The sequence below is a fragment of the Nocardia sp. Root136 genome (assembly GCF_001427185.1).
In the GTDB taxonomy this organism is placed as follows: domain Bacteria; phylum Actinomycetota; class Actinomycetes; order Mycobacteriales; family Mycobacteriaceae; genus Nocardia; species Nocardia salmonicida.
In genome coordinates this window covers 2,147,122-2,164,665 of the sequence record NZ_LMFE01000001.1, presented here as the reverse complement: position 1 = coordinate 2,164,665, position 17,544 = coordinate 2,147,122, and the positions used below count along the sequence as shown (strand labels likewise).

Annotated in this window: 15 protein-coding genes; 12 read left to right on the top strand and 3 right to left on the bottom strand. The window is 68.5% G+C overall.

Annotated elements, in window-relative coordinates; genetic code table 11:
- Positions 1 to 286 precede the first annotated feature (286 nt).
- The 4 genes from ASD42_RS10065 to ASD42_RS10050 are packed head-to-tail and all read left to right on the top strand — an operon-like array spanning position 287 to position 4,031.
- Complete coding sequence (locus ASD42_RS10065; RefSeq protein WP_056813155.1) at positions 287 to 2,806, top strand: AAA family ATPase; 2,520 nt, start codon at positions 287 to 289, stop codon at positions 2,804 to 2,806.
- Between the two features lie 49 nt (positions 2,807 to 2,855).
- The gene (locus ASD42_RS10060; RefSeq protein ID WP_056813152.1) at positions 2,856 to 3,281 is read left to right on the top strand and encodes a hypothetical protein; all 426 of its coding nucleotides are present in this window, start codon (positions 2,856 to 2,858) and stop codon (positions 3,279 to 3,281) included.
- 60 nt (positions 3,282 to 3,341) lie between these two features.
- Entirely contained in the window at positions 3,342 to 3,737 is a 396-nt protein-coding gene (locus ASD42_RS10055) for a YchJ family protein (protein WP_084787127.1), read from the top strand.
- An 18-nt stretch (positions 3,738 to 3,755) separates the two neighbouring features.
- Entirely contained in the window at positions 3,756 to 4,031 is a 276-nt protein-coding gene (locus ASD42_RS10050) for a SelT/SelW/SelH family protein (RefSeq protein WP_056813149.1), read from the top strand.
- Between the two features lie 37 nt (positions 4,032 to 4,068).
- Here the strand turns inward: ASD42_RS10050 and ASD42_RS10045 are convergent, their stop codons facing one another.
- A complete protein-coding gene (locus ASD42_RS10045) occupies positions 4,069 to 4,290 on the bottom strand; it encodes an FmdB family zinc ribbon protein (RefSeq protein ID WP_056813146.1) in 222 nt (73 codons plus the stop codon).
- Between the two features lie 105 nt (positions 4,291 to 4,395).
- On the opposite strand from ASD42_RS10045, the gene ASD42_RS10040 reads away from it, so the two are divergent.
- The 7 genes from ASD42_RS10040 (at position 4,396) to ASD42_RS10010 (ending at position 15,286) form a co-directional block, all read left to right on the top strand.
- A complete protein-coding gene (locus ASD42_RS10040) occupies positions 4,396 to 5,523 on the top strand; it encodes an ROK family transcriptional regulator (protein ID WP_056813143.1) in 1,128 nt (375 codons plus the stop codon).
- A gap of 172 nt (positions 5,524 to 5,695) precedes the next feature.
- On the top strand, positions 5,696 to 6,739 hold the full coding sequence (locus ASD42_RS10035) for an ABC transporter substrate-binding protein (protein ID WP_235569358.1): 1,044 nt from the start codon (positions 5,696 to 5,698) through the stop codon (positions 6,737 to 6,739).
- Positions 6,736 to 7,587, top strand: coding sequence for an ABC transporter permease (locus ASD42_RS10030; RefSeq protein ID WP_056813137.1), 852 nt, complete (start codon positions 6,736 to 6,738; stop codon positions 7,585 to 7,587). Before ASD42_RS10035 ends, ASD42_RS10030 begins: the two co-directional genes overlap by 4 nt.
- Positions 7,563 to 8,303, top strand: coding sequence for an ABC transporter ATP-binding protein (locus ASD42_RS10025; protein ID WP_056813135.1), 741 nt, complete (start codon positions 7,563 to 7,565; stop codon positions 8,301 to 8,303). The genes ASD42_RS10030 and ASD42_RS10025 overlap by 25 nt, the downstream gene beginning before the upstream one ends.
- Positions 8,304 to 8,315: 12 nt before the next feature.
- On the top strand, positions 8,316 to 9,659 hold the full coding sequence (locus ASD42_RS10020; protein ID WP_056813132.1) for an LLM class flavin-dependent oxidoreductase: 1,344 nt from the start codon (positions 8,316 to 8,318) through the stop codon (positions 9,657 to 9,659).
- Positions 9,656 to 13,411: an ABC transporter ATP-binding protein gene (locus ASD42_RS10015; RefSeq protein WP_056813129.1), complete on the top strand. Its 3,756-nt coding sequence runs from the start codon at positions 9,656 to 9,658 to the stop codon at positions 13,409 to 13,411. Before ASD42_RS10020 ends, ASD42_RS10015 begins: the two co-directional genes overlap by 4 nt.
- Before the next feature lie 297 nt (positions 13,412 to 13,708).
- The gene (locus tag ASD42_RS10010; RefSeq protein ID WP_056813126.1) at positions 13,709 to 15,286 is read left to right on the top strand and encodes a carboxylesterase/lipase family protein; all 1,578 of its coding nucleotides are present in this window, start codon (positions 13,709 to 13,711) and stop codon (positions 15,284 to 15,286) included.
- Here the strand turns inward: ASD42_RS10010 and ASD42_RS10005 are convergent.
- The gene (locus ASD42_RS10005) at positions 15,279 to 15,653 is read right to left on the bottom strand and encodes a winged helix-turn-helix transcriptional regulator (protein WP_056815937.1); all 375 of its coding nucleotides are present in this window, start codon (positions 15,651 to 15,653) and stop codon (positions 15,279 to 15,281) included. The two genes, ASD42_RS10010 and ASD42_RS10005, sit on opposite strands and share 8 nt — an antisense overlap.
- Positions 15,654 to 15,721: 68 nt before the next feature.
- On the opposite strand from ASD42_RS10005, the gene ASD42_RS10000 reads away from it, so the two are divergent.
- A complete protein-coding gene (locus tag ASD42_RS10000; protein ID WP_056813124.1) occupies positions 15,722 to 16,372 on the top strand; it encodes a nitroreductase family protein in 651 nt (216 codons plus the stop codon).
- Between the two features lie 58 nt (positions 16,373 to 16,430).
- Here the strand turns inward: ASD42_RS10000 and ASD42_RS09995 are convergent, their stop codons facing one another.
- Positions 16,431 to 17,510, bottom strand: coding sequence for a sugar phosphate nucleotidyltransferase (locus tag ASD42_RS09995; RefSeq protein WP_056813121.1), 1,080 nt, complete (start codon positions 17,508 to 17,510; stop codon positions 16,431 to 16,433).
- Positions 17,511 to 17,544 lie beyond the last annotated feature (34 nt).

Here is a 17,544-nt window from a genome sequence, read left to right as displayed (position 1 = left end):
GCTCCAGCTCTTGCTATGAACTGAGATGTCTCGTATTCTGATCTGTTCGGCACCGACCGGACCGCCCGCGCTGCTCGACGCAGCGTAACGCGGGTGTGAACACCTCATCGAGCTGCCCGCCGGGGTGGGCGAGGGGTGGACATCGAGGTCCCGCCGTGGCGCCGCGATGGCCATTCCACTCCCGCGGGCAGATTCGCTGAGGGCCTGCGCATCCCCTGGGCGAACTTCCGGCGATCGGGTAGCGTTTCTGTCAGAATCGCGGCGTCGCGCGCCGACGCGAAGGGGGATGTCGCCAGTGTGCTCGGATCGGATCGCCGAGGTGGTCGCGCGCGAGCTCGCCGCCGACCCGGCAGTGGAGGAACGGGTCGCCGAATGCGTGCTTGCCGCGCTCACAACTGTCGACGGTGATTCGGCCGCACAGGATTCCGGTGATACCGGGGTCTTTCTGCGGTCGATCACCGTGCAGGGCTTCCGTGGGATCGGGCCCGCGGCGACGCTGCGATTGAATCCGGGACCGGGTCTGACGCTGGTGGTCGGTCGCAACGGCAGCGGGAAGTCGAGTTTCGCCGAAGCCGCCGAATTCGCGTTGACCGGTGGAAATCGGCGCTGGGACGGACGATCGACCGCATGGCGGGAGGGTTGGCGCAACCTGCACGAACCCGATACGGCCCGGATCGATGTCGAGCTGCTCACCGCGGGCGAGGAGCCGCAGGTCTCCGTCGCCACCCTGTGGGACGAGAGTGCGGAACTGGCCGACGCGCAGTGGACCGAGCGGCGCGGATCCGAACCGGCGACAGCGGTGGACCCGCACGTACAGCGGCAACGGCTCGATCTGTACCGGCCGTTCCTGTCCTACAGCGAGCTCGGCGCGCTCGTCGACGGGAAGCCGAGCGACCTGTTCGACGCGCTGCATCGCCTGCTCGGCCTCGACGAGTTGGCCGCGGCGGCCGAACAGATCAGATTGCGCAAGCTCGAACTCGAACGCGCCGTGAAGGATTCGCGCCAGTCCCACGCCGACCTACTGGTCGAGCTCGCCGAGGCCGATGACGAACGTGCGCACGGTGTGGCCGACCTGCTGCGCACCCCGGACCCCGATCTCGACGCGGTGGCGGGCGCGGTAGCCGACTCAGTCCTCGGCATCGACGGGCCGGAGGGTTTGCGCGCGATCCTGCGGCTGACATTGCCCGATACCGTGCAGGTCGCCGCCACGGCGGATCGGCTCGCCGAAGCGGCCCGGAACGTGGCGCGCCACGCGACCGTCGACTCCGATGCCGATCTGCGAGTTCTCGCCTTGCTCGCGCGGGCACGCGAACACGTCACCGCTTCGGGTACGTGCCCATGCCCGGTCTGCGGGCGCGACGAACTCGACGCCGACTGGATCACCGCCGCGGATTCCGAAATCGCTTACCGGACCGAGGAACTCGCCGCTCTGCAGGCGGCCACGGCGGAGTTCGACGCCGCTCTCGTGGCGGCCCGCAACCTACTGGCAGAGCGGCCGATCGAGCTCGGCTCGGCAACCGCGGGCCGCTCGAATCCGGTGCCGACCTCCGAACCGACAGTGCGCCGAGCGAATCACCCTGCGGGCCCGTCTGTTTCGTACGCTGCCTCGGACTCGTTGCCCGAGCGGCGCGAAATCGTAGGGCAGCTCTGGTCGGAGTGGGCCGAGCTCGCCACCGCCGACGAGGATCAGCTCCCGGATCGGCTGCGCACCATCCACGCCGAGCTCACCGTGGAACTCGGTGCACTGCAACGCGATACGCAGACCGAGCTGGATCGTCTGGACACTGTGTGGTCGCCGCTGGTCCCACGCATTCTCGCCTGGCTCGACCCCGCCCGCGCCGTCGCCGACCACGCGAGTGAACTGCGGGTCGTGAAGAAGGCGGCCGACTGGCTCAAGTCGGCGACAGCGACGATCCGTGAGGAGCGGATGCGGCCGCTGGAGACCACGGCGCGCTGGGTGTGGAGCACCCTGCGCCAGCAGAGCAATGTGGAGCTGGGCGCGATTCGGTTGCAGGGCAGCGCGGGGACGGCGCGGCGGGTGCTGCTCGATGTCACCGTCGACGAAGTGGACGGCGCGGCGCTCGGGGTGATGAGCCAGGGGGAGCTGCACGCGCTCGGACTGTCGCTGTTCCTGCCGCGAGCCACGGTGGAGCACAGCCCTTTCCGGTTCGTGATGATCGACGACCCGGTGCAGGCGATGGATCCGGCGAAGGTCGACGGGTTGGCCAGGGTGCTCGCCGAGGTGGCGGGGACGCGGCAGGTGGTGGTGTTCACCCACGACGAGCGGCTCGCCGAGGCGGTGCGCCGCATGCAGCTCGACGCGACCGTGCTCGAAGTCCAGCGTCGTGAACGGTCGATCGTCGAGGTCAGGGTGACCGGCGACCCGGTCCGCCGCTACCTCGACGACGCCCGATCCCTGCTCCGCACGCCGCAGCTGCCCGCCGCCATCGCCGACGAACTCGTCGCGACCTGTTGCCGTTCGGCGATCGAGGCGGCCGGGCTGGCGAAGGCCCGCCAGGAACTGCTGGCGGGCGGTCTCGAACACGGCGAGGTGGAGCGGCGCGTGCGCAACGCGCACACCACCCGCGCCATGATCACCCTCGCGATCATGGGTGTCGGCGCTCGCGTGGACGACCTGAACAAGCATCTGAGCGCGGTCGGCGGACGCTGGCTCGTCGGCGTCCTCCGCGATGCCACCGCGGGAGCGCACGTGCCGATCGATCGGCCGATGCGTGAATTGATCACCGACACCGAACGATTCATCACCTGGCTGCGAGCCCACGAGCCGAACACGGTGCGAACGTGAGCGGCTCGGCCGGACCGCAGCGTGGCCTCGCCGGTGCGGTGAGGTCGTCGTGAATCGCCGTGGCAGGCCGGCTCGCGCGAAGTTCACCCCGAGGCCGTCGGTGGCGCAGCGGCTGGAAGCGGCCGAGAATCTGCTGGACGGGTCGGTGTCGGATGCCGGCGGGGTGTGGTCGCGGGCGGTGGCGTGGATTCTGCGGTTGGCGCTCGAGCAGGCGGTGGATCAGCTGTGGGCGCAGGTGGCGCCGGAGCTGATGCGGTGTCCGATGCGGGCTCAGTTGCTCGCGCTTCGGGTGTACGCGGGGCCCGAGACCGCTGGTCAGGTCGGTGCGCTGTGGGCAGCGCTGTCGCGGGCGGCGCATCATCTCGACTACGAGATGGCGCCGAGCGTCACCGATCTACGGCGTTGGCGGGATCAGACCGCTGAGCTGGCGCGAGCGTTGGAGCTCGCGCCCCTTGCCCACCAGCCGTTCGGGTGATCGGCGAAGGGTAGTCATGGTGGACCTGGGGTGCGCGGGGTGGCCGCCGGGTCCGGCAGGATGTGCGGCATGGGTGAAGTGAAACCGTGTCCGTGCCGCCGTGGCGAGCCGTTCGATGCCTGCTGCGGACCGATCCTGGCCGGCAAGCCCGCGCCGACCGCGGAAACGCTGATGCGCTCGCGCTACACCGCCTACGTCGTGGGCGATGTGGACTATCTGCTGCGCTCCTGGCATCCCAGCACCCGCCCCGCCGACCTCGAACTCGACGCGGACCAGCGCTGGCTGCTCCTCGAGATCGTCGGCACCCAGCGCGGCGGCCCGTTCGACGACAACGGCACCGTCGAATTCATCGCCCACTACAAGCTCGACGGCACGCGCGACGCGATGCACGAGCTGAGCACCTTCGTCCGGGTCGACGGCGCGTGGGTCTATCTCGACGGCACGTTCCAGGCCTGAAACAGGGATACTGCTGTCGTGCCCCGCATCGCGATCGAGTACTGCACCCAATGCCGCTGGCTGCTGCGAGCGAGCTGGATGGCGCAGGAACTGCTCACCACGTTCGCCACCGAGCTCGGCGAGGTGGCGCTGGTTCCCGGCCAGGGCGGCATCTTCCGCATCACCTTGGACGGCGAACAGCTCTGGGAACGCAAGGCCGACGGCGGCTTTCCCGACATCGCCGTCCTCAAGCAGCGGGTTCGCGACCGGATCGCCCCCGAGCGCGACCTCGGCCACTCCGACCGCCGCGACTGACGTCCGGAGCGGTGGCCGCGCACTCCGGTCCACGAGGTCAGCAGCAGCCGCCACCACCGCAGCAACCGCCGCCTGCCGGACGGGGCGCGGGCGCCGGGGCCGGCGCCGACCCACGGCCCACCGCAGCGAAGGTGGTGAGCAGTTTGACGGTGTCGTCGTGGCCCGCGGGGCACGCGGCGGGGTCCGAGGACTGGGCCATCGGCCGGTTGACGTCGAACGTGTCGCCGCAGGAACGACACCGGAAGCTGTAGTTCGGCATCGGCCAAGTGTAAGGCCGAAGCTTGTGATCACGGTGCGCCGAACGCTTCGCCGAGGCCGCCGCACTCCGTACCGTGAGCGAACGGCGGTGATGGCGAGGTGGCGCATGGCGAACAGTAGCGCGGGGGCGGTATTGCGGGCGGTGCTCGACCTCGGGTCGGCACCGCGCAGCGTGGTGGCCAGGCACGCCGGGGTTTCACCGGCCACGGTCACCTGGCAGAGCAGGGCGCTGGTCGAGGCGGGACTGCTCGTCGAACTGCCGGAGTCACCCGGGCCGGGCGGCGTGGGCAGGCCGCACAGTCCGATCGCGTTGGACGCCGCGGGCAATGTGGTGATCGCCGTGCATATCGCGGCGGTGCAGATCACCGTCGCGGTGGTCGACATCGCCGGATCGGTGCTGCACAGCGAGCAGGTGCCCCATCGCACCCATGCCCCCTACGACATCCTCGACACCGTGCTCGAGCGAGTGCGCGCGGTCGGGGCGAACCTGGCAGACCACGTGCGGATCCGCGGGCTCGGGGTGGCGATCGGCGGCCGCGTCGATACCGCCACCGGTTCGGTCGTCGAACACTCCTATCTGCGCTGGCATGCTGTACCGGTGCGCGAATACCTCAGCGCCCGAACAGGTTTACCTGTCACCGTGGACAGTCATACCCGCGCGACCGTGCACGCCGAACAGCTCTACGGACGGCTGCGCGGCTCGGCGAGCTCGATCGTGCTGTTCGTCGGCAATGTCATCGACGCCGCCATCGCTGTGCACGGACGCGTCCACTGCGGGCCGCATTTCGGGGCGGGCTCGATCGCTCGATTACTCGGCACGACCAACAGATTCGCGCTCGACACACTCGGCGACCACGCGTTGCTGGCCCGTGCCGAGACTGTCCGCCGGTTCGACAGCTTCCCCGAGTTGGTGGCGGCGGCCGCGGCGGGCGGCCCGGAACGCGAGTACTTCATCGAGCGTGCCACGGTGATGGGTGAGGTCGCCGCGGCACTGATCGATCTGATCGACCCGGAAGCCCTGGTGCTGATCGACCGTGGCCTGATCACAGTGCCCGGCGTCCGGGAAGCCTACGACGAGGCGGTGCGCGCCCACTCGATGATCGGCGCCGACCCCACCGAGGTGATCTTCGCGTCGACGTTCCCCGGTCAGGTGCTGGTGATGGCGGCCGCCGGGGTGGTCTTGCAGGAAGTGTTCAGTGATCCACTGAGCACGGTTGTCGCGCAGGCAGTTTGATTCGTGGTTATTTTAAGGCAGTCGAATATTGACCGGAAGCGGCGTCGCACGCGACAGTTGACACTATGAACAAAATGCAGTCCGGCGTCGCCCGGGTTACGTCGGATGTGCTGTGTTGTCGCGGTTCGAATTCCGTCGCCGATAATTATTCGATCAAATCCGGGAAATCACCTTGCGTAAAAATATTCGACGAATAGCACTTCTCGCCGCAGCGGCTTCGCTGCTCGCGGTCTCCTGCGCCACCGGCGACCAGGACGGCGCCGCGCTGACGAGCCCGCTGCCCACCGAGGTCCCCGCCGGGGTCTCGCTCGCGGTCGCGGCCAATACCGCCAAAGTGGCGCTGACCGCGTCGGGAGAACTGGGCAAACTGCCGTTCACGGTGTCGTCGTGGCCCGCCGTGCAGGCCGGTCCCGATGTCATCCAGGCCTTCCGCGGCGGTTCGGTCGACCTGGCCACCAATGCCGGCATCCCGCCGATCCACGCGCACGCCAGCGGTCTCGACGCGAAGATCGTCGGAATCAAGGTGCGCTCGACCCCGCTGTACAAGCTGGCCACCGCGCCCGGATCGAAGTTCACCAGCCTCGATGGGCTGCGCGGGAAGAAGATCGGCTTCTCGCCGGGTCAGGCGCAGGGGTTGGTGGTGTTGCGCACGCTGAAGGCGGCCGGCATCCGCACCGACGAGGTGCAACTCGTTGAGCTGCCGAGCACGAAGTTCCTCACCGCCCTGCAGGCCAAGGAAATCGACGTCGCCCCGTTCGGCGAACCGACCCTGACCAAGTATCTCGACAAGTATCGCGTCGACGGCGCCACCGCGATCGACACCCCCGCCGTCGACGCGCTGACCGTCCTGTGGGCGCCGACCTCGGTGTTGCGTGACGACAGCAAAGCCGCTGCCGTCGCCGAATTCGTGAAATTCTGGGCACGCGGAGAAGTCTGGGCCTGGGAGCATCCCACGGAATGGATCGACGCGTATTACGTCAAGGATCAGACGGTGTCGGTCGAGGACGGCAAACGCATTATCGCCACGACGGAAAAGCCGTATTTCCCAGAGAATTGGAACGAGGCGATCACCTGGGAACAGGAGACGATCGATCTGGTGACCGAAGCCGGCTTCTTCGGTAATTCCTTCCCCGCTGAAGAACTGTTCGACCGCCGATTCGAGAAGATCGCGTTCGACGCGGTGTCGGCGACGTATCGCACCAAGGGGCAGCAATGACGATCACACTGTCTCGCACCGCGATTCCGGTTTCCGTACCGTCCGGTGACGGATTCGTCGAGCGGCGCGTCCTGCGCCGACTCGGCCTGCGCAAGGCCGTGCCCGCCGCCCGCCTTTTCGGCGTGATCCTGGTGGTCGCGGCATGGGCCGCGGGCTCACTGCTCGAACTGATCGACCCACGCAAACTGTCGGCGCCGTGGACCGTCCTGCACACCGGTTGGGAGCTGCTGGTCGATGGACCGCTGCTGGCCAACCTGGGGGTGTCGCTGCAACGGGTGTTGATCGGCATGGTCCTCGGTGTGCTCATCGGTACCACTCTCGCCGTGATCGCGGGCCTTTCCCGGTGGGGTGAATCGCTCATCGACGGCCCGGTCCAGATCAAACGGGCCATTCCCACCCTCGGCCTGATTCCGCTGATGATCCTGTGGCTCGGTATCGGCGAGGAATTCAAGCTCGTGCTCATCACCTTGGGTGTGGTCGTGCACATGTACATCCAGACCCACGCCTCGCTCACCACGATCGATCAGAAGCTGGTGGAACTCTCCGAGGTGCAGGGGGTTTCGCGCGCGGAGTTCATTCGCAGCGTGGTGTTGCCCGGGTCGCTGCCCGGCTTCTTCCTCGGTCTGCGGATGTCGGTCACCAGTGCTTGGCTGGTGCTGATCGTGGTCGAGACGGTCAACGCCATCGACGGTCTCGGCAAGATGATGTCGAACGCGCAGAACTACGGACAGGCCGATGTGATCCTGGTCGGCTTGGTCGTCTACGCCATCTTCGGCTTGGCTTCGGATTCGGCGATCCGTCTGGTGGAACGGAGGGTGCTGTCATGGCGACGCACTATCGCGGGGTGAGCGAGACCGAGGTCACCGGGGTCGAGGTTCGTTCGCTGACTCGCAAATTCGGTGACCGCACGGTGCTCGACTCGATCGACCTGACCATCGCGCCCGGCCAGTTCGTCGCTCTGCTCGGACGCAGCGGCTCGGGCAAGAGCACGCTGCTGCGGGCACTGGCCGGACTCGATTACGACGTCGAGGGTGACGGCACGCTGCGGATACCGGCGAAAACCTCGGTGGTGTTCCAGGATTCGCGGCTGCTGCCCTGGCAGCGGGTACTGCCCAATGTGCTCTACGGACAGCCGAGAACGCGCCGCGCCGCGGCCGAGCGGGTACTCGCCGAAGTCGGCCTCGCGGGCCGCGAACGCGCCTGGCCGAGGGAACTCTCCGGTGGTGAGCAACAACGGGTCTCGCTGGCCCGCTCGTTGGTCGGCGAACCCGATCTGCTCTTGGCCGACGAACCCTTCGGTGCGCTCGACGCGCTCACCCGGATCAAGATGCACGCCCTGTTGCGGGACCTGATCAGCAGGCATCGCCCGACCGTCTTGTTGGTCACCCACGATGTCGACGAGGCTGTCGCCTTGGCCGACCGGGTGATCGTGCTCGACGACGGACGCCTCTCGCTCGACATTCCGGTCGAGTTGAGCGGCGAGCGCGATCCGAGCCTGCCCGCGTTCGGGCGTATTCGTCACACTCTGCTCACCGCACTCGGCGTCGCCGACCGTGCGGCCTGAAAGGCGCTTCACATGTCGAAACACCTGCACCTCAACGCTTTCCTGATGTCGGTCGGCCACCACGAAGCGGCCTGGCGGCTGCCCGAGAGCGATCCGCACGCCCACACCGACATCAACTACTACGTCCGCCTCGCCCAGACCGCCGAGCGCGGCAAGCTCGACTCGATCTTCTTCGCCGACAGCCCGGTACTGATGGGTGATCCCGGCCGCAGGCCGAGCGGCAAGCTCGAGCCGACCGTCATCCTGACCGCGGTCGCCGTGCAGACCAGCCGGATCGGTCTCATCGCCACGGCCTCCACCAGCTACAACGACCCGTTCAACCTCGCCCGCCGTTTCGCCTCCGTGGACTGGGCGAGCAACGGCAGGGCGGGCTGGAACATCGTCACCACCGCGGGCGCCGACGCGGCCCGTAACTTCGGTCTCGACGACACCCCCGACCACCGGCTGCGCTACGAGAAGGCCGCCGAATTCGTCGACGTGGCGACGAAACTGTGGGACAGCTGGGACGACGACGCCGTGCTGGCCGACAAGGAACTCGGCATCCACACCGATGCCTCGAAGGTGCGCAAGATCCTGCACCACGGCGAGCACTTCCGGGTGGACGGTCCGCTGAACCTGCCGCGTTCCCCGCAGGGATATCCGCTGCTGGTGCAGGCCGGATCGTCGGAGGACGGCAAGGAGTTCGCCGCCCGCTACGCCGAGGCCGTGTTCACCGCGCAGCAGACCCTCGACGACGCCAAGGCCTTCTACACCGATCTCAAGGCCCGCACCGTCGCCGCGGGCCGCGACCCGGAGTCCATCAAGATCCTGCCCGGCATCGTCCCGATCATCGGCGACACCGAGGAGCAGGCCCGGGAGCTGGACGAGGAACTGGCCCGGCTGATCTCGCCCGAGTACGCGCGCAAGCAGCTCGCCGAGCGTTTCAAGCTGCCCATCGATGAGCTCGATCTGGACAGCGAACTGCCCGAGGACCTGCCCACCGAGGACGACATCGAGGGCGCGAAGAGCCGCTTCACGCTGATCGTGAATCTGGCTCGGCGCGAACGACTCACCCTGCGTGAGCTGATCGCCCGACTCGGCGGCGGCCGTGGGCACCGCACCTTCGCCGGCACCGCGGTCCAGGTGGCCGACGCTATCGAGGACTGGTTCCGCCAGGGCGCCGCCGACGGCTTCAACATCATGCCCGCCGTGCTGCCGTCGGGTCTGGAGCGCTTCGTCGACGAGGTGGTCCCGATCCTGCAGGAGCGCGGCCTGTTCCGCACCGAGTACACCGAGACCACGTTGCGCGGCCACTACGGTCTCGCGCGCCCGGCCAACCAGTTCGACGACGCGGACGCGCTCGTGGCCGCCCGATGAGATCGGATTGGATCCGCTACCTGACCCGACGCTGTCTCGAGCACCGGCGGCTGGTGATCATCAGCTACACCGGTGCGTTGGCGGCGGCGCTGCTCACCGCGGCGCTGCCGCTGGTGGTGCGGCATGTGGTCGACACGCTCAGCGCCACGGCGGCCTCGGTGACGCCGTGGGTGGTGCTGTTGCTGGTGATCGGCGCGGCCAGGTTCGGGTCGTCGTACGCGCGCCGGGTGGCCTCCTCGGAACTGTCGCTGGGGGTGCAACACGACCTGCGCCGTGACCTGTTCGCCGCGCTGCTGCGGCTCAACGGGCGCGAGCAGGCGCAGTTGCGCACCGGGCAGGTGGTGAGCAGGGCGATCACCGATGTCACGTTGATCCAGATGTTCCTGCAGCTCATTCCGATGATCGCGGGCAATGTGGCGCTGCTGTTCGCGGTGCTGGTGCTGATGACGGCGATGTCGCCGACGCTGACGCTGATCGCGCTGGTCGTGCTGCCGGGGCTGTGGATCGTCACCCGGCGCAGTCAGCGGCAGCTGTTCCCCGCGAACTGGGACGCGCAGGCGCGGGCCGCTGAGGTGGCGATGCAGGTCGAGGCCGCGGTGGCCGGTGTGCGGGTGGTGAAGGGCTTCGGGCAGGAGCAGTACGAGCTGGAGCAGTTGAGTGCGCGTGCGCGCGTGCTCTATCGGTCGCGGTTGCGGGTCGCCCGGATCACCAGCCGGTTCACCCCGGTGGTGCAGGCGGTGCCCGCGGCGGGGCAGGCGTTGATCCTGGTCGTCGGCGGTTTGCTCGCGCTGCGCCAATCCATCACGCTCGGCACGTTTCTCGCGTTCATGACCTATCTGAGCGCGTTCGTCGGGCCGGTGCGGCAGTTCTCGATGTTGCTCACCGTGAGTCAGCAGGGAAAGGCGTCACTGGACCGGGTGCGCGAGGTGATCGAATCGCCCGACGACGCGGGCACGGTGCCTGGTGCGGCGGGGACACGAGGCGCCGGCGCGCAGGATGGGGCCGAAGCCGCCGAGCCGCCGTCGATCGACTTCGACGGGGTCGGTTTCGGTTTCGACGACACCCCGATCCTGAACGGCCTCGATCTGCGGATCGGTTCCGGCGAGACCGTCGCCATCGCGGGTGGGGCGGGCAGCGGCAAGACGATCCTGGTGTCGCTGTTGCCCGCGCTGCTCGAACCCGACTCCGGCGCGGTGCTTTTCGACGGCGTCGATCTGCGCGAACTGCCCGACCCGCGCGCTCAGGTGGCGATGGTCTTCGAGGACACGCACCTGATGGCCGACTCGATCCGGGCCAATGTCGCCTACGGCAGACCTGACGCGAGCGACGAACAGGTCTGGCACGCGCTGTATCTCGCCGCCGCTGACGAGTTCGTCACCGCGCTGCCGCAGGGTATCGACACCACCATCGGTGAACGGGGACAACGACTCTCGGGCGGGCAGCGTCAGCGCATCGCGCTGGCTCGCGCCCTGCTCACCGAGGCGCCGGTGCTGGTGCTCGACGACGCGACCTCGGCCATCGACGCCCAGGTGGAGGAGCAGATCTACCAGCGGATCGGCGCCGAGCTGCGCAAGCGCACGACCATCGTTGTCGCGCACCGGATCTCGACACTCTCGCTCGCCGATCGGGTCGCTGTCCTCGACGGCGGACGCGTCGCCGAACTCGGCACGCTGCGTGAACTACAGCAGTCCGGTGAGTTGTTCCGTGCCCTGTTCACCCCGCCGGAGGTCGTCGGCATCGGCACCGATCCACACCGCGACACCACCCGCGTCGCCACCGAGGAGCTGTGGGTGGCGCCGGAAGTCGACTCCGACGACGACCGCACCATGGAGCATTTGGCCAAGGCGTTCGCGCGCAGATCGGCGGGTGCGCCCGCGGGTCCGGCCGGTGGCGTGGGCGGGGGCATGATGGCGAGCGCGCCACCGAGCGGCGATATCGTGGCCCTGCTCGATCGGCTGCCGCCGGTCTCCGGGGAACCCGAGGTCGACCCGTCGTTCTCCCATACTCCCGACACCGCCTTCTCCCTGCCGCGACTGCTGCGCCCGTTCACCTGGCCGCTGCTCGCCGGGCTCGGGCTGGTCGGACTCGATGCCATCGCCCAGGTGCTGATCCCGTTCCTGGTGCGCTACGGCATCGACCACGGGGTGCTGGCCGGTGCGCGCGACGTGGTGATCGGCGCGGCCGCGCTGGCGATCGTGGTCGTGGTGGTGGACTGGGCGATCAGCGTGGCCCAGGTGCGGGTCACGGGGCGGGTCGGCGAGCGACTGCTCTACGGGTTGCGCGTGAAGACCTTCGCCCACCTGCAACGCCTCGGCCTGCAGTACTACGAGCGCGAGCTCGGCGGCCGGATCATGACCAGGATGACCACCGACGTGGACGGGCTGTCGGCGTTCCTGCAGACCGGCCTGGCCACCGCGCTCACCAGTACGGTCACCATCGCGGGCGTGGTCGCCGCGCTGCTGGTGATCGACGCCGGGCTCGCCGTGGTCGTCCTCGTGCTGCTGCCGGTGCTCGGCGTGGCGACCGTGGCCTTCCGGCGCGCGTCGGTGCCCGCGTACAACCTGGCAAGGGAGCGCGTGAGCGCGGTCAACGCCTACCTGCAGGAGAATGTCGACAACATCACCGTCACCCAGGCGTTCCGCCGGGAGTCGGTGAACCAGGCCGAGTTCGAGAGCCGGTCGTGGGCCTACCGCAACGCGCGGCTGCGCTCGCAGGTGCTGATGGCGGTGTTCTTCCCGTGCATCGAACTCATGTCGGTGATCGCCACGGCCGCGGTGCTCGCCGTGGGTGTGCACCAGGTCCGCGACGACGTGCTCACCGCGGGCACGCTGATCGCGTTCCTGCTCTACATCGAATTGCTGTTCGCCCCGATCCAGCAGCTCTCGCAGGTATTCGACAGCTATCAGCAGGCGGTGGTCGGTGTCGACCGCATCGGTGAGCTGCTGCGCACGCCGGTCGATACGCCGGAAGCCGCGGATCCGCTCCCGGTGACCAGCCTCGAGGGGGCGATCGAACTGCGCGCGGTGAGCTTCGGGTACTCGTCGCGGGCGCGCACTGTGCTCGACGGGCTCGACCTGCGGATCGAGCCGGGCCAGAAGGTCGCGCTGGTGGGCGAGACCGGCGCGGGCAAGTCGACCCTGGTCAAGCTGCTCGCCAGGTACTACGACCCGACCGAGGGCGCGGTGCTGGTCGACGGGGTCGACATCCGCCGGTTCCGGCTGCGCGATTTCCGCAAACGCCTCGGCGTCGTCCCGCAGGAGCCGTTCCTGTTCGGCGACACCGTGCGCGAGGCCATCGCCTACGGCAATCCCGAGGCCGCGCCCGCCGAGATCGAGTGGGCCGCTCGCGCTGTCGGGGCGCACGAGATGATCGCGGCGCTCGAACACGGCTACTACCAGCCGATCGGGGCGCACGGGCGCAGTCTGTCGGCCGGGCAGCGTCAGCTGCTCGCGCTGGCCAGAGCGCAGCTGATCGATCCCGACATCCTCATCCTGGACGAGGCCACCGCCTCACTGGATCTGGCCACCGAGGCACGCGTGCGCGCCGCGGTGGACGTGCTGACCGCGGGCCGCACCACGATCGTCGTCGCGCATCGGCTCGCCACCGCCGCCGACGCCGATCTGATCGCGGTGGTCGGCGCGGGCAGGCTGGTGCAGGTCGGCGCCCATGCCGAGCTGGTCGGCGTCGACGGCCCGTATCGGCGACTGTGGGCCGCCTACGTCGGTGACGAAGCGCAGCGCATTTCCAGCTAACCGATGCGAGGTCGGCTGTCATCCGGTGTGGCGAGATCCGGATGGCAGCCGACCCTGGCTTTTCTGGAGGCCGGACCGGGTCCTCATTAGTCGCCGAATTCACCCCGTAACCGCCGTGTGATGCCGCGGAACGGGGCGTTCTGCTGTACCACGGAGTAACTGTTACCTGCGAAAATGGCGCGTAGAGCGCGCGTTCGGGCGGTTCGCACGTACTCTCGTAGGAAGTCACCAGGTGCTGCGACCAGCGGGAGCAAATACACAGGTACCCGTGCGGTCGTGCCGGCTAGGAGGTGTGCGATGAGCATTCAGCCCGATTTCGATCCGGACACGCGGGCCGGCGATGCTGACCCACTGGCACAGACCGACTACGGACTGGTCAGTGGAACCTGGGATGGGCCGGTCGCGGTATGGCGCAGCATTCCCTACGCTGCCGCGCCCGCCGGGCCCGCCCGATTCGCCGTGCCCGAGCCCCCGAAGCCATGGGACGGGGTGCGCGAGTGCGTGGTCTTCGGCGATATCGCACCGCAGGCCATGGGTGCGATGGTGCCGGTGGATTCCGACCTGCAGATGGGCGAGGACTGCCTGTGGGTCAATGTCTGGTCGCCGCGGCCCGAGCCGAGCGACGAGGAACCGCGCCCGGTGCTGGTCTGGTTGCACGGCGGCGCCTACTGTCTCGGCACCGCCGCCCAGACCATCTACGACGGGCGCAAGCTCGCCGAGGCGGGCGACGTGGTGGTCGTCTCGGTGAACTATCGACACGGGGTGCTCGGCTTCCTCGACCTGTCCTCGTTCGGTGAGCAGTTCACCGCGAACCTCGGCCTGCACGATCAGCTCGCCGCGCTGGCGTGGGTGCGCGACAATATCGCCGCGTTCGGCGGCGACCCGGGCAATGTGACCCTCTTCGGGGAGTCCTCGGGCGCGGGATGCGTGACCGCACTACTCACCTCACCCGCCGCGGCGGGACTGTTCCACAAGGCGATCGCCCAGAGTCCGCCCGCCACTACGGTTTTCGGACAGGAGCGGGCCGCGGTCGTCGGGCAGCGCTATCTGGAGCTGCTCGAACTCGGGCCGGGCGAGACGAATCGGCTGCTGGAGTTGCCGATCGAACGGCTGGTCGAGGTCGGGGCGGTGCTGCTGGACGAGGTGCCGATCAAGGAACCCGGCAGGCTCGCCGCGGCGCCGGTGGTCGACGGAAATCTGTTGCCGGGCTACCCGATCGACCGATTCCAGCAGGGACGTTCGCACCGCGTGCCGTTGCTGATCGGCACCAATCGCGATGAGGCGTCGCTGTTCCGGGTGCTGCGCTCGCCGATCATGCCGGTGACGCCCGACGCGGTGAACGCGATGCTGCGCGATGTCGCCGCCTCCCATCCGGAGATGTCGCCCGAGCGGATCGCCGAGATCACCTCGGCCTATCCCGATCTCACCAAAACCCGTGGGGCACTGGCGATGTCTACTGACGCGGCGTTCCGGATGCCCGCGGCCTGGGTCGCCGAGGGGCATGCCCAACATTCGCCGACCTGGATGTATCGCTTCGACTACGCCACCCCGATGTTGAAGGCGGCCAGGGTCGGAGCGGGCCACGCCACCGAATTGCCTTACGTCTTCGGCAATTTCGGCACCCTGAACCACGACCCCACCTTCTGGCTGGGCGGCCGAAAAGCCTCGCTCGCGGTTTCGGGCCGCATGCAGCGCCGCTGGCTGGCCTTCGCCGAACACAGCGTGCCCGCCGCGCTCGACGGCTCCAAACACTGGCCCCACTACCGCCCCGCCGCCCGCACCACCCTGCTCATCGACACCATCGACCGCATCGTGGACAACCCGGACGCCGACCTGCACACCGCATGGGGCGACCAAGCCGTCGGCTTCAGCTAGCGGCGGCGCGGGCACGTTCGATCTCGTTGATGTGGGTTTCGGTCCACTGCCGCAACGCGGTGATCGGTTCGGCGAGGCTGCGACCCAGCGCGGTGAGTTCGTATTCGACCCTGGGCGGAATGGTGGGATACGCGGTGCGCGTGACGAATCCGTCGGCTTCGAGACCGCGCAGCGTCTGGGTGAGCATTTTCTGGGAAACGCCCTCGATACGTCGGCTGAGGTCGGTGTAGCGCTGCGTGCCGTCGAGGAGTGCGTCCACCACCAGGATCGTCCATTTGCCTGCGATGTGATCGAGCACCTGGCGGGTCGGGCACTTCGCCGAGTAGGCGTCGGCGGGCAGGCCGGAGGACTCCACGAAGGTTGTCATCGAGGGATAGTAACGCACTATTTAGTGCCTACTTCCCAATAGAGAGTGACTCTCCGATAGTTGGTTACATGACATCCAGAATCTTGTCGGTCGCCGAAGCGATCCGCACTCGACGCACTGTCCGCCACTACCGTCCGGATCCGGTCTCGGCGGCCGATCTCGAGGCGCTGCTCGATCTCGCCATCGAGGCGCCGACCAGCTGGAACCTGCAGGACCGGGCCATTGTCGCGATCACGAGCGAGGCGGGCCGGGCCGGTCTGGCCTGGGCGACCGGTGGCCAACCCCAAGCACGGGAGGCGCCGCTGATGCTGGTCTTCGTCGCCGAACCGGAGTCCTGGCGCGAGGACCACAGCGACGTGTACGACCAGGCCCGCGGCAACGGCGCGTGGTCGGAGGAGTTCGTCGCGATGTTCGCCACGGCATCTCACGAGTTCCAGGACGATCTCGCCCGGCGGGGGCTGCTGCGTGAATACGCGGTCAAGGACGCGATGATCGCGGCGACCTATGTGATGCTGGCGGCCACCGAGTTGGGCCTTGCCACCGCACCGATGAACGGCTGGGACGAAGCGAAGGTGAAGAAGACGATCGGGATCGGCGATCGTGACGATCTCGCGGTCGCGCTGCTGATGGCGGTCGGTCATCCGGCCGAGCGACGCATTCATCCGGGTCGTCGAGCCAGGGAGCGCACTGTCTTCCGTGAGGCGTACGGGCTCGGGTGAACAGTACGACGCCGGGTCACCGGCCGAGGGAATCGGCGGGGACCCGGCGTCGTACGGATCAGACGTCGGTGGAGAAGCGGATGCCGCCGTCGGGGATGACCACGCCGGGCCACACGCGGGCGCCGCGCAGGAGTTCGCAGCGGGCGCCGACGTTGGCGCCGTCACCGATCACCCCGTCGCGCACCAGCGCGCGGGGACCGATGCGGGCCCCGAAGCCGATGATGGAGCGTTCGACCGTCGCGCCTGCCTCGACCACCGCGCCGTCGAAGATCACCGCGCCGTCCAGTCGCGCACCCGCGCCGATTTCCGCGCCGCGACCGACCACGGTCCCGCCGATGAGCAGCGCGCCCGGCGCCACACCCGCGCCGGGATGGACGAGGGACTCACCACGCTGGCCGGGGAGCGCGGGGGAGGGCGCGATTCCGCGGACCAGGTCCGCGGAGCCGCGCACGAAGTCCTCCGGGGTGCCCATGTCGCGCCAGTAGGAGGCGTCGACGTGGCCCTGCACGCGGGCGCCCTCGGCCAGGAGCGCGGGGAAGACCTCGCGCTCCACCGAGACCGGACGACCGCTGGGGATCTTCTCGATGTATTCGCGGCGGAACACATAGCAACCGGCGTTGATCTGGTCGGTCGGCGGATCCTGGGTCTTCTCCAGGAACGCGGTGACCCGGCCGCTGTCGTCGGTCGGCACGCAGCCGAAGGCGCGCGGATCGCTGACGCGGACCAGGTGCAGGGTGACGTCGGCGTTGGTCGACTCGTGGGTGTCGAGGATCGCGCCCAGGTCGGTGCCGCCGAGGACGTCGCCGTTGAACACCATCACGTTGTCCGCGCGCAGCTTGGGCAGCACATTGCGGATACCGCCGCCGGTGCCCAGCGGTTCGGTCTCGGTCACGTACTCCAGGTCCAGGCCCAGTTCGGAGCCGTCACCGAAGTGCTCTTCGAAGACCTCGGCCTTGAAGGAGGTGCCGAGCACCACGTGGGTGATCCCGGCCTCGGCGATCCTGGCCAGCAGGTGGGTCAGGAACGGCAGCCCGGCCGTCGGCAGCATGGGCTTGGGCGCCGAGAGGGTGAGCGGACGCAGCCGCGTGCCCTGGCCGCCGACGAGGATGACCGCGTCGGTGCCTGCATTGCCTGCCATCGAGTTTCCCCTGTTCACAGTGGACCGGCGCCTA